This window comes from Tetragenococcus koreensis (assembly GCF_003795145.1).
Classification (GTDB): domain Bacteria; phylum Bacillota; class Bacilli; order Lactobacillales; family Enterococcaceae; genus Tetragenococcus; species Tetragenococcus koreensis.
On sequence record NZ_CP027786.1, the window covers coordinates 2,030,138 to 2,043,581 of the forward strand.

The window sequence follows — 13,444 nt, forward strand, 5'->3', positions numbered from 1 at the left end:
ACTTTTGATAGCATTGTACCATAGGAAAATTAAGAAATCTTTCTTAACCTTCAAAATACTTTTGCGACGCAGCCTTCTTCAAACGGTTCATATAAGCCACACCCAAATCTTCTTCTGGGAAAGCTGCTGCCAAAATAACGTCTAAGCGCAGCTGAGTTTCATCTAATGCTCGCAAACCAGCATATAATCCTTTCGTCGCTGCTGCTACACTATTGCCATTATAAGAAAAAGTCGCTGCTGTATCCGCACGGACTTTATCGCACACAGCTGGTCCAGCCAATACGCCTGCACATAGGTGATTCTCTTTTACCCAGGTAATTGCAGCTGGCCAATCTTGTTCTTTGACCATTAAAACTTCCGTGTCCGGTGCATAATGCTTATACTTCATACCAGGAGATTTTGGTGCTTCGGAGGTTTTTAACAAGTGTCTATCATAGCTAACTTCAATTCCTAAGTCTTGTTTAATTTGTTCTTTAGTAATGGCGCCCGGACGTAAAATCATAGGTGCTTGCTCGGGGTCACTGATATCTAACACGGTAGATTCTACCCCAATCTTAGTAGAACCATCGTCTAAAATCCCCTCAATTTTACCATGCAAATCGTGGTAAACATGTTCATAAGTTGTAGGGCTAGGTTTTCCCGAGGTATTAGCGCTCGGACCTACTGCGGGTACCCCCGCCTTTTTAAGTAATAGTAAGGTATCTTCATCATCCGGCATACGAAATGAAACCGTAGGCAATCCGGCAGAGACCTCTTTAGCAAATAGGTCTGGTTTCACCTTGCATACCAACGTTAATGGACCTGGCCAATACATATCCACTAGTTTTTGTGCATAAGGATGAAAGTCGGTCACGTAATCTTTGACTTGTTCAAAACTACTAACATGAACAATCAACGGATTATCACTAGGCCGTCCCTTTACATCAAACACACGACGAACTGAGCATGATATCATCGCATTTGCGCCTAAACCGTACACGGTCTCGGTGGGAAAAGCTACCAAACCACCTTCTTTTAAAATCTGTGCAGCTTCATCTATTTCGCTTACTGTCCATCGTCTTGTTTCCACAGTTTATCCACATCCTTTCATTTAATTAACATCAAGTTATCAACAGTTTTGAACAAGTTATGCACAATTTGTGGATAACCCTCTGTTTAATTGTGCATTTCCTTGTTCATAACTTAAAAATTGCTAAAACTTCTGTATACTCTACTTTTTTCACGACGCAAAAGAAGTGAAAATTACTTTTACCCACAAGGCTGTGGATAACTAATACACAGCTAACATCCGATCGTTTCCCGATAAATCTTTTTTACGCTGAACTTTTTTTTGAGGGAAACTTTTTTGAAAAATTTTTTCTACCGCTTTACCTTGGTTAAAACCAATTTCTAAAAAAATCATCCCTTGCTTAACTAGTTTTTCCTGTGCTTGCTGAGCAATCTTTTGATAGATCGCTAATCCATTATTTTCAGCAAATAAAGCAATTTGAGGTTCATATTGACGAACGCTTAAATCCATTAATGACCACTCATCTTGACTAATATAAGGCGGATTAGCAATCAAAATATCGATAGGCTGATCGATAGGCTCTAAGGTATTCCCTAGGTAAAATCTTACATTTGCTTCTAACAAATGGCTATTCATTTGCGCGATTTCAAGAGCTTCTTCGGAAATATCTACTGCGTCTACCTGCCAAGCAGGTCGTTCTAATTTTAGGGTAGCCGCAATAGCGCCCGTACCTGTTCCTACATCCACCACATGAAGCTTTTCGTTTTTTTGATTGACAGTAGCTTGCAAACACCAGTCAACTAATTCTTCGGTTTCAGGACGGGGGATCAACGTCGCTGTATTGACCTTGAAACGACGCCCAAAAAATTCTTCATAGCCTAATAAATATTGTGGGGGATAATCATCTAATAACTGAGTTAAGTCGCTTTGTAATTGCTCATATTCATTTTGGGGCATGATATCTTTCATATGCAATAACCAATCGGTTTTTGTCCAATTTTTGCGCGCTAAAAAAACATAGAGAATCGCATATCCCTCTTTTTCCCGCGCTTCTAAAAAAGAAGAAGCCCATGACAGGACTTCTTGATAAGTTTTATTAACCATTTTGCAGCTCTTCCAATTTCGAAGTTTGATCGTATAAAACTAAAGCATCGATAATTTCGTCTAGTTCACCACTTAAAATTTTATCTAACTGTTGAATTGTCAAATTAATTCGGTGGTCTGTCACACGGTTTTGCGGGAAATTGTACGTACGAATTCGTTCTGAACGATCGCCAGTACCCACTGCTGATTTTCGACTGGCATCATATTCACTTTGTGCTTCTTGTTGATATTTATCATAAACGCGCGCACGCAAAACTTTCATTGCTTTTTCGCGGTTTTTAATTTGTGAACGTTCATCTTGCATAGCAACCACAATTCCCGTAGGAATATGGGTTAAACGCACAGCAGAGGCCGTCTTATTTACGTGTTGTCCACCAGCGCCAGACGCATGGTAAATGTCAGTCCGGATCTCTTTATCATCAATATTTAACTCTACTTCTTCAGCTTCAGGCATAACGACTACAGTTGCAGTTGAAGTGTGTACACGTCCTTGTGATTCGGTTTCTGGCACACGCTGTACACGATGGGCGCCACTTTCATATTTTAACTTCGAATAGACTCTATCGCCAGTAATCATCATAATCACTTCTTTATAGCCACCAATTCCTGTAATATTGGCGTCCATCACTTCAACCTTCCAACCTTGTGATTCCGCATAATGTTGATACATATTGAATAAATCACCAGCAAATAATGCGGCTTCATCACCACCAGCTGCTCCCCGAATTTCCATGATAATATTTTTATCATCGTTGGGGTCTTTAGGTAGTAATAAAATTTTGATTTGATCTTCTAATTCTTCTTTTTCTTTCTTCAGCTCTGTTAGTTCTTCTTTAGCTAGATCTGACATTTCTTCATCCAAGTTTTCGCTTAACATTTCTTCATCTTCGCTAATGTCTTCTTCTACTTTTTTATAACGTTGATAAACTTGCACCGTTTCACGTAGGTCCGCTTCTTCCTTAGACAACTTCATAAAACGATTTGTATCTGCGATCACATCGGGATCACTCATTAATTCGCCTAACTCTTGATAGCGATCTTCAATTTTCTGTAATTGATCGTAATACACGTGACATTCTCCTTTGCTAAATTTCTGGGTGAAAATAATGATGACGACAAACTGGATAATAGGCATCATTGCCGCCAATTTGCACCTGTTCTCCTTCATACACTGGCTTTCCATCGATAAAATGTAAATTCATGATTGCTTTTTTATGGCAAAACCAGCAAATAGTTTTCATTTCTTCAATTTTATCCGCATATAATAATAAATACTTTGACCCTTCAAATAATTCATTACGAAAATCATTTTTTAAGCCAAAAGCCATAACGGGAATCTTCAACTCATCCACGATACGCGTGAATTCCAAAACATGATGTTTTTTCAAAAATTGAGATTCATCGATAAGTATACAATACGGCTTGAACTCTAATTGTTCAATAACCTCATAAACATTCGTTTCTGAAAATATCGGTAGTGCCTTTTCTTCTAAACCAATTCGGCTGGCCACCTGTCCAACACCTGCTCGTGTATCTAGCCCGCTTGTCATCAAGACCACAGGCTTTTCTTGTTCTTCATAATTGTGGGCAACTTTTAAGATCTCAATTGATTTACCACTATTCATTGCGCCATATTTAAAAAATAATTGTGCCATTCTCTCATCCTCCGTATACTTCCTCTAAAAGTATACTTGAAAATAACCTTTTTTTACAGCCCCCAGCTTTTTAAAATTTAACCAAATAAAAAGGAACAATAAAATGTTCCTTATAATTGCATTCATTTTTTCTTTGTTTAGCTAACTACTACTTTACCTAATAGCGTCTTTGCTGTTTAAAAGCCTGGTCTACTTGTTCAAATCCTACTTTAGGATAAAAATGGGTCGCACTAGGCGCAGATATGAGTACTGTCGAAATGTTTTCTCCTTGGTTCTCTCTTAAAGCAGCTAACAGTTTGGCACCAATCCCTTGGCCTTGATAGTTTTTCAAAACAGCTAAGTCAGAGACAAATGTGCAATAAGACATATCAGAAACACCCCGTAGTACGCCCACCAACTTAGCGCTATCCCAAGCTGTATACAAAATATTGGCATTATCTAGCATACGTTTCATTCTTGCTTGATCATGAACGGGACGATTGATGCCAGAACTCATAAACACCGTGATTAATTCTTCTGCCGTGATTTTTTTATTTGCTTGAATTTCTATCATCCTTAACCCCTCCGATGAATTCGATACATTTTATCCGTTGACTCAAATCCCATTTGTTCATAAAAACCTAAAGCACCATCATCTGCTCTTAAAGAAATGGTGGTGCGAGTCCCTAAATATTCTTTCATTTCGTTTATTAATATTTTGCCAATTCCTTGTTTTTGGTAACTAGGTAAGATCAAAATATCACTTAAATAACAAAAATATTCAAAATCAGTGAGACAGCGCGCAAATCCCAGTAAACTTTCACCGCTCCAAGCACTGAATACTAAAGGCGTGTGGTTAATCATTTCTTGCAGCCGGTTTGTATCATCTAGCGGCTTAGCAAATTCCGTTTCTCGATAAAGCATAGCAACTTGTTCTACTGTTAATGGTTCATTGACTTTAATTTCAAGCTTCATTCCTTTATTTGTTCCTCCATTCGTCTGCCAAGAGGCCGTAATTATATTGATCCATCCAAAATCCATCTTTGAAAATTGCTTTTCGATTCGTTCCCTCTTTTACAAATCCAAGCTTTTCATATAGTGTAATGGCACCTTTATTATAGGCATGCACACTTAAATTCACTTTATGTAAGCCCAAATGATTAAAGGCAAATTCCAGCAGCAAATCTAGTGCTTCTTTGCCATAACCTTTCCCACGGTTTTTTGCCGAAAGAATACCAATGCCTAATTCTGCTCTTCGATTTTTGAGCAACACATCATTTAACGAAACAAAACCAATCAACCCATCGTCTGCCACATTCCGGATAGTAAAATTAAACTGTTCATTACTTGAAGCATCGCCAAACATCTTCTGCCAATCCGCAGCTTGAAAAGGATGGAATACATCTTCGCTCAAACCCTCTATAAACATTTTATCCCATTGTTGTTCAGCAAAATGTTGTGCATCACCCTCACGTAATTCTGCTAAATAAACTTTTTGTCCTTGCATCTTTTTTAAGCTCCTATGTGTTTAACCTATTTTACAACCAGTTACTATTTTTTCTCTGTGAACTTTTAAGCTTCTTGTATTTAATTTACACCTTATGGAGGAATAAATCCATAACAATGGTATGTTAGATAACATTGAAAAATAAAATTCACTACTTGTCTCAATACATTTTCAAGCTAGGAATAGCCCTATTATTTAACTATTTTTCAAATGCTAATGATTTGCGCGAAGGATAGCTTACAGAAGGTCCATTTTCATTTAATAAAAGATTTTCTTTACAATAAAAAAAGCCATCAGCCGTTAATTTTACGACTGATGACTGATGACTCATTTTCAATTATTTAATATCAATTTTTTTCTTGTCTTCATCTTCACCAGGTGCTTTTGGTAGGTTCAAATTCAAAACACCATCTTTAAAGGAAGCGTCAATTTTTTCATCGTCAATGCCTTTTAGCATAAATTGACGGCGGTAGGAACTGCTATTGCGTTCCCGATGTAAGAAGTTTCCTTCTTCATCTTTATCTTCTGTTACATCATTACGAGTTGCTTCGATTGTCAAAACACCATCATCGTAAGTAACATTCAAATCTGATTTGTCAAACCCTGGTAGATCAGCTGTTACTTCATAACTATTATCTTTTTCCTTGATATCGACTTGAAAATTATCGTTTCCCATAAAATTAGAGAAGAAATTATCGAAAAAACCATCTCTCATATCCATCAAATCATTGTTTCTTGAAATTAAGTTTGCCATATTTATTACTTCCTTTCTTAATTGATTTGTTACAAAAGAACTGGCAACTTCTTTTGTAAATGGGATTTTTCAATCTCGATTTATCCGGAAGTCCTCTAACTTCCTTACAAGTCTAATATACAACCTTAGTCAAAAATGGTCAAATAATTAGCACTCTATATCAAATAGTGCTAATTATTTATATTTTTATTGTCATTGTTCTTCGTTTAACAACGCCAAAAAACGTTCGCCATACTTATCCAATTTATTTTGTCCTATTCCTTTGATCTGTAATAACTCAACTGGCGTGCTTGGTTTTTGTTGCGCCAATTCTTGTAGCGTTTTATCTGAAAAAACAATATACGGAGGCATATTTTGTTCTTGTGCTAACTCCAAGCGTAAGGCTCGCAGTTTTTCAAACATTTCATCGTCGGCAGCCAATTGCTTCACTTGAGCTTGTTTACGATACACGTTTTGTTTTCCCAGTAAAACATTAACCCCTGCTGATGAAACCATCAGTTTTGGAAACTCTCCTTTAGTCAGCGTTAAGTACTGTTCGGCCGTTAGATAATCAATCAAGGTAGTCACTTCTTTTTGCGACCATTCTTTCATTAAGCCATAGGTTGATATTTGGTCTAAACGCCAATCTTTAACTTGTTGTGTTTTTGATCCCGTTAGAACTTTCGCCACTAGCGTTTTGCCGAAGCGTTCATTCATTCGTTTTACACAAGATAATATTTTTTGAGTCTCTAGTGTGATGTCAACTGCTTCTCTTTCGTCTAGACAGTTACTGCATTTGCCACACTCCTGCCCGTGCTCGCCGAAATATCGTAAAATATAGAATTGCAAGCATGATTGCGTATGAGCATACTGGTTCATTTCACGTAACTTTTCATATTCATTTTGTTGATAATTGTTTGGTAAATTGGATTGTTCAATAAAAAAATGCTGAACTTGTAAGTCTTGTGGTGCATAAAGCAAAATGGCATCGCTTGGCAAGCCGTCTCTGCCTGCACGTCCTGCTTCTTGATAGTAAGACTCAATGTTGCCAGGAATTTGCGCATGGATCACAAAACGTACGTTACTTTTGTTAATTCCCATACCAAAAGCATTTGTTGCCACCATTACTTGAACACGATCAAATAGGAAGTCTTCCTGACTTTTAGCGCGTTCATCCCTGTCCATGCCGCCATGATACATACCTACCGAAAACTCATGGTGCTGCAATAAATGATAAAGTCGCTCAACTTCTTTTCTCGTAGTTGCGTAAATAATGCCCGATTGATTTTTATTCATTTTCAGGTAAGCAAATAAGTAACTATCTTTTTGTTCTTTAACCACTTGAAAAGCTAAATTTTCCCGTGCAAAACCAGTGTTGATTTGATTTTCGTGAGAGATTGATAATAAACGGGAAATGTCTTGAGCAACTTGCTGCGTTGCAGTAGCAGTTAAAGCCACAACGGTTGGCCTTTGTTTAAATGATTGGATCATTTCAGCTAATTTCAAATAACTGGGACGAAAATCGTGTCCCCATTGCGAAATACAGTGAGCCTCATCAACGGCCAAAAGTTCAATTTTTACTGCTTCTAACAACCGCAAAAATTCATTTGATTCCAATCGTTCCGGTGCAACGTATAGTAATTTTATATGTCCCTTTTTAGCAGCATCAAGACGTTTACTTATTTCTGAATAAGAAAGCGAACTATTAATAAATGTAGCCGGAATTCCCATATCGTTTAAACTGTCCACTTGATCTTTCATCAAAGAAATTAAAGGAGAAATGACCAAGGTTAAGCCATCGAATAAAAGCGCTGGCAATTGATAGCAAACCGATTTCCCGCCGCCAGTAGGCATGATACCGAGTACATTTTCTTTGTTTAAAATTTTTTGGATAATCGCTTCTTGCCCTTTGCGAAAGCTAGAAAACCCGAATTTCTCTTCTAAAACTTTCGTTAACTCTGTCATCCTAACGCCTCTTTCTGTTTTTTTATAGCAAAGCTTCTTTTGAATATTAAAACGATTTTTTACTCTAGATTATTTTTTTACCCAAAAAAATACGCCTTAAAAAAGCGTAATTTAAATAAACTGCACACACTCATTAATTACCAAATCACGATCTAATGATTGAACGACCGGACAATTAGGTAAAACCAATCTTAAACAATGCCTTGCTTTAGGCTGTAATTCTTTTTCAACGCGTAGATAAAATGTCAAGTCGATAGAAGAAAGAGGCCGTGCTTTTTTAGCCTCATCACGCTCATAAGTTAGCGTAATCCTTGTAAAAAGATGCCGAACATGCGAATTTTCCAACACAGAAACGTACACATATCCGCAGCAAGCAGCTACACTGCTTGCTAACATCTCCACTGGTGAATAGCCTTGCGTTTGTTGTAAAATCCAGTTCTTAGAATCAACTGGAAGTTCAAAATGGTCATCTTGATAAGTAAGATATAATGATTTTTCATTCATTTTATACACCTAGTTATCCTTATTTATCTCATAGTTGAAATTTCATTTAACGGCCAGTAGCGAAGGACCGCTTCGCCTTCAATCATCGACTGGTCTACAAAACCAAACGCTCGACTATCTTTGGAAATTAAACGATTATCACCTAAAACAAAATAATTATTTTCAGGAACTACATAAGTGAAATCACTTGTAAATGCATCGGCGTTCTCAGCAATTTCTTGAAAAGCTGGGTTATAGCTATACGCTGATTGTAATTGATCTTCAGCAAACTCTTGTTGGTAAGGTTCCAAATAAGACTCATCTACTTCTTCTCCATTAATCGTAAGTACGTCATCTTGCATTTGCACACGATCGCCAGGCAAGCCAATTACTCGTTTAACAGCTAATTTATCTAAGTCATCAGGTTCTTTGGTCGTTACGATATCAAAACGATTGATAGTGGACAACTTGTAAGTGATCAATTTTTGGCCATCTGCTAACGTTGGGTCCATAGAATGACCATTAACCGAAACTGGCGTAATCACAAATATATATAAGGCCCAGAAGACCACAAGGATTAAAAAAAAGATGCCCCAATTTTTTATAAATTCTTTCAAAATATAAACTCCTTATTGATTTTAATAAAATTTCATCCATTTCTTTTAAAGTTATTATACTGCATAAGTATATCACAGCATAAAACATTAAGGAAAAGAACATTTCTTTCTCTTAAAAAACTTTAGAATTCTATTTTTTATATTTTCTGATGCAAGTATCTGGAATGAGTTTTCATTTTTGTTATACTGTGGGTAATCTATAAGAAATGGAGTCTTTGGAATGTCGGTGAAACTTTTCGCCCAGGATATTTGGAATAAAGGTAAATTCTTGAGAGGACATAAACTATCTTCTGTTCAAATTATCGTGTCCTATTATATTCTGATGACAATGCTCGCATTAACACTATTTTATTTACCTATGTTTCGCCAGCCTGGTTCCCATGTGCCCTTTATCGATATGTTTTTTATGGCTGTCAGTACCATTAGCGTCACCGGACTCTCAACATTTCCAATCAAAGAGGTATTTAATGAGCAAGGGGTTATTCTATTAGAAATCCTCTTTCAAGTCGGTGGCTTAGGTATTATGATGATCTCCACCTTTTTCTTTATTATCTCAAAACGAAAAATCACCTTAAAACAGCGGCAATTGATTATGACCGATATGAATCAACCACGATTGAGTGGCATCGTACGTTTAATTCGAACGACCTTTACAATTATATTAGGTCTGCAAATTTTTAGTGGTATCGGTTTTAGCCTATATTTAAAATTAAATGGTTATTATGAACATTGGCTAGATGCCCTTTATTACGGCTTTTACGAAGCTATTTCATCGGTAACAAATTCAGGATTTGATATTACTGGTCATTCGGTCTTACCTTATGCCAACGATTTCTTATTTTTATTAGCCATCATGGTTTTAATTTTTATCGGCGGGATTGGTTTTCCAGTCTTGATGGACGTTAAAGAGTGGCTTTCTGACAAATTTTCTAAAGAACCGAATCCTTTCCACTTTCGTTTCTCTTTATTTACCAAAATCGCTTTGTTTTCTTCGGTAATTTTGTTTATTGGTGGTACTGTGGTGATTTTCCTCCTAGAAAAAAACCACTTATTCAGTAATATGAATGCCATTGGACAAGGCGTTAATAGTATGTTTTATTCGATTACGACTCGTAACGCTGGCTTACAGATTCATGATTTAAATAATTTTCAAACGACCACCCTGATTGTTTTTGCTTTATTGATGTTTATTGGTTGTAGTCCCAGCTCAGTAGGTGGCGGTGTCCGTACAACAACCATAATGATCATCGGACTTTACCTTTATTCATTTCTAAAGGGCGAACATCATATCAAAATTTTTGGCCGCAACATCGATGAAGAAGATGTTCGTAAATCGATGGTCGTTTTTATGCTATCTTTAATTATGTGCTTTAGTTGTGTTATTTTCTTAACTGCAATCGAAGACGCTTCATTGATCTCTATTATCGTTGAAGTTACTTCCGCTTTTGGGACAACAGGTTTATCCCTAGGTATAACCGATGATTTAACTACCATCGGAAAGTTAACTATCGCAATTTTAATGTTTATTGGTCGGGTCGGTATGTTGTATACGTTAATGTTGTTCATTCCGAAAAAACCTCGTGATTTAGGTTATCGTTATCCAACTGAAAAAATTATTATTGGTTGACCAAATAAAACAAAAAGGAAAAAGCGGGTGTCACTCGCTTTTTTTCTTTTTTTAGCTTAGCTATAAATAAAAATTGTTTTCAATTTCTTAAGAACAAGAAAATTGGTTTAATCTTTTTTTTAAGATGTGGTAAGATAAATTGAATTTATGTTTATACGATGGAGGTTTGACATGGGAATCCGAAGTTATATTGCTTCTTTTGTGGGAAAAAGTTCGCAATGGTTTTTAAAGACTTTTACCAAGGGTGGTTCGAGTTTGCCTGGTAAATTAGCATTAAAAGTTGACCCAGCTATTTTAGATCATTTAGCTAAAGACTATAAGGTTGTAGTAGTCACAGGGACAAATGGTAAAACACTAACAACTGCATTAACTGTTAATATTTTACAACAAGAATTTGATAATGTATTAACCAACCCAACAGGGGCTAACATGGTACAGGGAATCGTTTCTACTTTTCTTTCTGCTAAACCTAAAAAAGAGCAAAAGAAATTTGCTGTTTTAGAAATTGATGAAGCAAGTTTAAGTAAAGTGACTGATTTTATTAAACCTGAGTTATTTGTTTTTACAAATATTTTCCGTGACCAAATGGACCGGTATGGCGAAATTTACACGACGTATCAAATGATCGTAGACGGCGCAGCAAAATCGCCAGAAGCAACCATTTTAGCCAACGGTGATTCACCAATCTTCAATTCGCTTGAAACGGTAAATCCTAGAAAATATTATGGCTTTGACCATCAAGCAGATCAAGAACAAATGGCGCACTACAATACAGATGGGGTTTTATGCCCTAAATGCCAACACATTTTACACTATAAAATGATTACCTATGCAAACCTAGGTAAATACTACTGTCCTAATTGTGGATTTACACGTCCTGATTTAGACTATAAATTAACTAATTTAAGCAATATGACCAACACTTCTGCAGAATTTACGATTGACCATAATGACTATAAATTAGAAGTCGGCGGTATGTATAACATCTACAATGCCTTAGCTGCCACAGCTGTAGCAGAGTATTATCACGTCGCCCCAGAAAAAATCCGTAAAGGCATTGGCTTTGACGAAAAAGTTTTCGGCCGGCAAGAAGTGGTGGAAATCGATGGCAAAAAATGCACCTTAGTTCTAGTGAAAAATCCAGTAGGGTTAAATCAAGTAATCGATATGATTGGCTTATCTCCTTACTCTTTTTCACTTGTTTCATTACTAAATGCTAATTATGCAGACGGCACTGATATTAGTTGGATCTGGGATGGTAACTACGAAGCTTTTAGTACAACAGATATTCCCAAGGTAATCGCAGGCGGAGAACGCCATGAAGATATGACTAAACGCTTAAAAGTCGCAGGTATTCCTGAAGATAAACTAACAGAAACACAAAGTTTAGATGAAGTGATTGAGCAAATCAAGCAATTACCTACCGAACATGTTTATATTTTGTCTACTTATACTGCTGTTTTGCAGTTACGTAAAAAACTGGCAGATAAGGGTTATATGAAAGGAGGAATGGAACGTGGTTGATTATCATCTAAAAATGGCCCATCTTTATGGCAACCTATTAAATACTTATGGCGATAATGGAAACATCTTAATGCTCGGCTATGTTGCCAAACAAATGGGTGTTACCTTAGAAACCGAAATCGTCAGTCTCCATGAACCATTTGATCCAAAGCGTTATGATTTAGTATTTTTTGGCGGTGGACAAGACTTTGAACAATACATTGTTTCAAAGGATATCCAAGCCAAAAAAGAAAGTTTGATCGAATACATCGAAAACGATGGTGTAATGCTAGCCATTTGCGGTGGTTATCAATTATTAGGACACTACTATACCGGAGCACATGGTGAAAAAATCCAAGGCATCTCCGCATTAGATCATTACACATTAAGTCAAGATAATAACCGCTTTATCGGCGATATCAAGATCTATAATGAGGAATTTGATGAAACCTATGTCGGCTTTGAAAACCATAATGGGCGTACCATTTTAGGAAAAGACGAAAAACCCCTCGGTAAAATCATTGAAGGTTACGGAAATAATGGAGAAGACCAGACAGAAGGGGCTAGTTACCACAATGTATTTTGTTCTTATTTCCATGGGCCTATATTGGCAAGAAACGAAAACTTAGCCAAACGGTTGATCAATACTGCCTTGGTAAATAAATATGGAAAAAAAGCTGATTTACTCGTTTCTCAATAAAAAGACTTTTTTTATTATAAATTAACCTTTATACTGTTAGTAATAGCACTTAATAATTTATTTTACTAATTGAAGGGAGTTACTAACTATGTTTTCTTTTTTAAAAAAGAAAAAAACCGTTTTACACAGCCCCGCTGATGGACAACTAGTCCCACTATCAAAAGTCGAGGATCCAGTTTTTTCTCAAGGAATGATGGGGCCTGGGATCGCTGTTTTGCCTTCTTCAGATGATATTTATTCTCCTGTTGAAGGAACAGTTACCAATGTTTTTCCGACAAAACATGCGATCGGCTTGAAAACCAAGGATGATAAAGATGTTCTACTCCATTTTGGTATTGATACCGTAGAACTAAAAGGCGAAGGTTTTGAAGTATTTGTTGACGTCGATGATAAAGTACAAACCGATACTCTTTTAGCTCGGATGGATCGCGCCTATTTAAAAGAACACGAAAAAGCGGACACTCTTATGGTCTTATTTCCAGAAGAAAAAGAATTCCCAACAGTGGAAGAAAAAACAGTCAAAGCTAATGATGAACTATTTGAATTAGATTAATTAGAAAAA

The 13,444-nt window shown here is 36.5% G+C and carries 15 protein-coding genes; 4 read left to right on the forward strand and 11 right to left on the reverse strand.

Annotation, left to right across the window (positions count from 1 at the left end):
- Positions 1–43 precede the first annotated feature (43 nt).
- The 11 genes from C7K43_RS09780 to lepB all read right to left on the reverse strand — a co-directional run bounded on the left by C7K43_RS09780 (position 44) and on the right by lepB (position 9,052).
- On the reverse strand, positions 44–1,069 hold the full coding sequence (locus C7K43_RS09780; protein WP_124006669.1) for an L-threonylcarbamoyladenylate synthase: 1,026 nt from the start codon (positions 1,067–1,069) through the stop codon (positions 44–46).
- A gap of 201 nt (positions 1,070–1,270) precedes the next feature.
- Positions 1,271–2,113, reverse strand: a complete 843-nt coding sequence (gene prmC, locus C7K43_RS09785) for a peptide chain release factor N(5)-glutamine methyltransferase (RefSeq protein WP_124006670.1) — start codon at positions 2,111–2,113, stop codon at positions 1,271–1,273.
- Positions 2,106–3,182, reverse strand: coding sequence for a peptide chain release factor 1 (prfA, locus tag C7K43_RS09790; protein WP_124006671.1), 1,077 nt, complete (start codon positions 3,180–3,182; stop codon positions 2,106–2,108). The genes prmC and prfA overlap by 8 nt, the downstream gene beginning before the upstream one ends.
- 16 nt (positions 3,183–3,198) lie before the next feature.
- On the reverse strand, positions 3,199–3,768 hold the full coding sequence (locus C7K43_RS09795) for a thymidine kinase (RefSeq protein WP_124006672.1): 570 nt from the start codon (positions 3,766–3,768) through the stop codon (positions 3,199–3,201).
- 157 nt (positions 3,769–3,925) lie between these two features.
- Positions 3,926–4,321, reverse strand: coding sequence for a GNAT family N-acetyltransferase (locus tag C7K43_RS09800; RefSeq protein ID WP_124006673.1), 396 nt, complete (start codon positions 4,319–4,321; stop codon positions 3,926–3,928).
- 2 nt (positions 4,322–4,323) lie between these two features.
- Positions 4,324–4,722 carry a GNAT family N-acetyltransferase gene (locus C7K43_RS09805; protein WP_124006674.1) on the reverse strand — a complete coding sequence of 133 codons (399 nt, stop codon included), beginning with the start codon at positions 4,720–4,722 and terminating at the stop codon, positions 4,324–4,326.
- 4 nt (positions 4,723–4,726) lie between these two features.
- Positions 4,727–5,254 (reverse strand): GNAT family N-acetyltransferase, encoded by a 528-nt coding sequence (locus tag C7K43_RS09810; protein ID WP_124006675.1) that lies wholly within the window; start codon positions 5,252–5,254, stop codon positions 4,727–4,729.
- A 337-nt stretch (positions 5,255–5,591) separates the two neighbouring features.
- On the reverse strand, positions 5,592–6,008 hold the full coding sequence (locus C7K43_RS09815) for an Hsp20/alpha crystallin family protein (protein WP_124006676.1): 417 nt from the start codon (positions 6,006–6,008) through the stop codon (positions 5,592–5,594).
- A gap of 192 nt (positions 6,009–6,200) precedes the next feature.
- The gene (gene recQ / locus C7K43_RS09820) at positions 6,201–7,952 is read right to left on the reverse strand and encodes a DNA helicase RecQ (RefSeq protein WP_124006677.1); all 1,752 of its coding nucleotides are present in this window, start codon (positions 7,950–7,952) and stop codon (positions 6,201–6,203) included.
- A 111-nt stretch (positions 7,953–8,063) separates the two neighbouring features.
- Positions 8,064–8,456, reverse strand: a complete 393-nt coding sequence (locus C7K43_RS09825; protein ID WP_124006678.1) for an OsmC family protein — start codon at positions 8,454–8,456, stop codon at positions 8,064–8,066.
- Positions 8,457–8,479: 23 nt separating this feature from the next.
- Complete coding sequence (gene lepB / locus C7K43_RS09830; protein ID WP_124006679.1) at positions 8,480–9,052, reverse strand: signal peptidase I; 573 nt, start codon at positions 9,050–9,052, stop codon at positions 8,480–8,482.
- Positions 9,053–9,272: 220 nt separating this feature from the next.
- Here lepB and C7K43_RS09835 point away from each other — a divergent pair, with 220 nt between their 5' ends.
- From C7K43_RS09835 to C7K43_RS09850, 4 genes are all read left to right on the forward strand, one after another.
- A complete protein-coding gene (locus C7K43_RS09835) occupies positions 9,273–10,679 on the forward strand; it encodes a TrkH family potassium uptake protein (RefSeq protein WP_124006680.1) in 1,407 nt (468 codons plus the stop codon).
- A 171-nt stretch (positions 10,680–10,850) separates the two neighbouring features.
- Entirely contained in the window at positions 10,851–12,203 is a 1,353-nt protein-coding gene (locus C7K43_RS09840) for a Mur ligase family protein (protein WP_124006681.1), read from the forward strand.
- Between the two features lie 13 nt (positions 12,204–12,216).
- Complete coding sequence (locus tag C7K43_RS09845; RefSeq protein WP_124007279.1) at positions 12,217–12,882, forward strand: type 1 glutamine amidotransferase; 666 nt, start codon at positions 12,217–12,219, stop codon at positions 12,880–12,882.
- Positions 12,883–12,970: 88 nt separating this feature from the next.
- The gene (locus tag C7K43_RS09850; RefSeq protein ID WP_124006682.1) at positions 12,971–13,435 is read left to right on the forward strand and encodes a PTS sugar transporter subunit IIA; all 465 of its coding nucleotides are present in this window, start codon (positions 12,971–12,973) and stop codon (positions 13,433–13,435) included.
- Positions 13,436–13,444: the final 9 nt, after the last annotated feature.

Excerpts from the sequence above, each read along its gene's own strand:
- prmC (WP_124006670.1), bottom strand. The coding sequence starts at position 2,113 with ATGGTTAATAAAACTTATCAAGAAGTCCTGTCATGGGCTTCTTCTTTT.
- C7K43_RS09795 (WP_124006672.1), bottom strand. The coding sequence starts at position 3,768 with ATGGCACAATTATTTTTTAAATATGGCGCAATGAATAGTGGTAAATCA.
- C7K43_RS09800 (WP_124006673.1), bottom strand. The coding sequence starts at position 4,321 with ATGATAGAAATTCAAGCAAATAAAAAAATCACGGCAGAAGAATTAATC.
- C7K43_RS09805 (WP_124006674.1), bottom strand. The coding sequence starts at position 4,722 with ATGAAGCTTGAAATTAAAGTCAATGAACCATTAACAGTAGAACAAGTT.
- C7K43_RS09810 (WP_124006675.1), bottom strand. The coding sequence starts at position 5,254 with ATGCAAGGACAAAAAGTTTATTTAGCAGAATTACGTGAGGGTGATGCA.
- C7K43_RS09815 (WP_124006676.1), bottom strand. The coding sequence starts at position 6,008 with ATGGCAAACTTAATTTCAAGAAACAATGATTTGATGGATATGAGAGAT.
- recQ (WP_124006677.1), bottom strand. The coding sequence starts at position 7,952 with ATGACAGAGTTAACGAAAGTTTTAGAAGAGAAATTCGGGTTTTCTAGC.
- C7K43_RS09825 (WP_124006678.1), bottom strand. The coding sequence starts at position 8,456 with ATGAATGAAAAATCATTATATCTTACTTATCAAGATGACCATTTTGAA.
- C7K43_RS09835 (WP_124006680.1), top strand. The coding sequence starts at position 9,273 with ATGTCGGTGAAACTTTTCGCCCAGGATATTTGGAATAAAGGTAAATTC.
- C7K43_RS09840 (WP_124006681.1), top strand. The coding sequence starts at position 10,851 with ATGGGAATCCGAAGTTATATTGCTTCTTTTGTGGGAAAAAGTTCGCAA.
- C7K43_RS09845 (WP_124007279.1), top strand. The coding sequence starts at position 12,217 with ATGGCCCATCTTTATGGCAACCTATTAAATACTTATGGCGATAATGGA.
- C7K43_RS09850 (WP_124006682.1), top strand. The coding sequence starts at position 12,971 with ATGTTTTCTTTTTTAAAAAAGAAAAAAACCGTTTTACACAGCCCCGCT.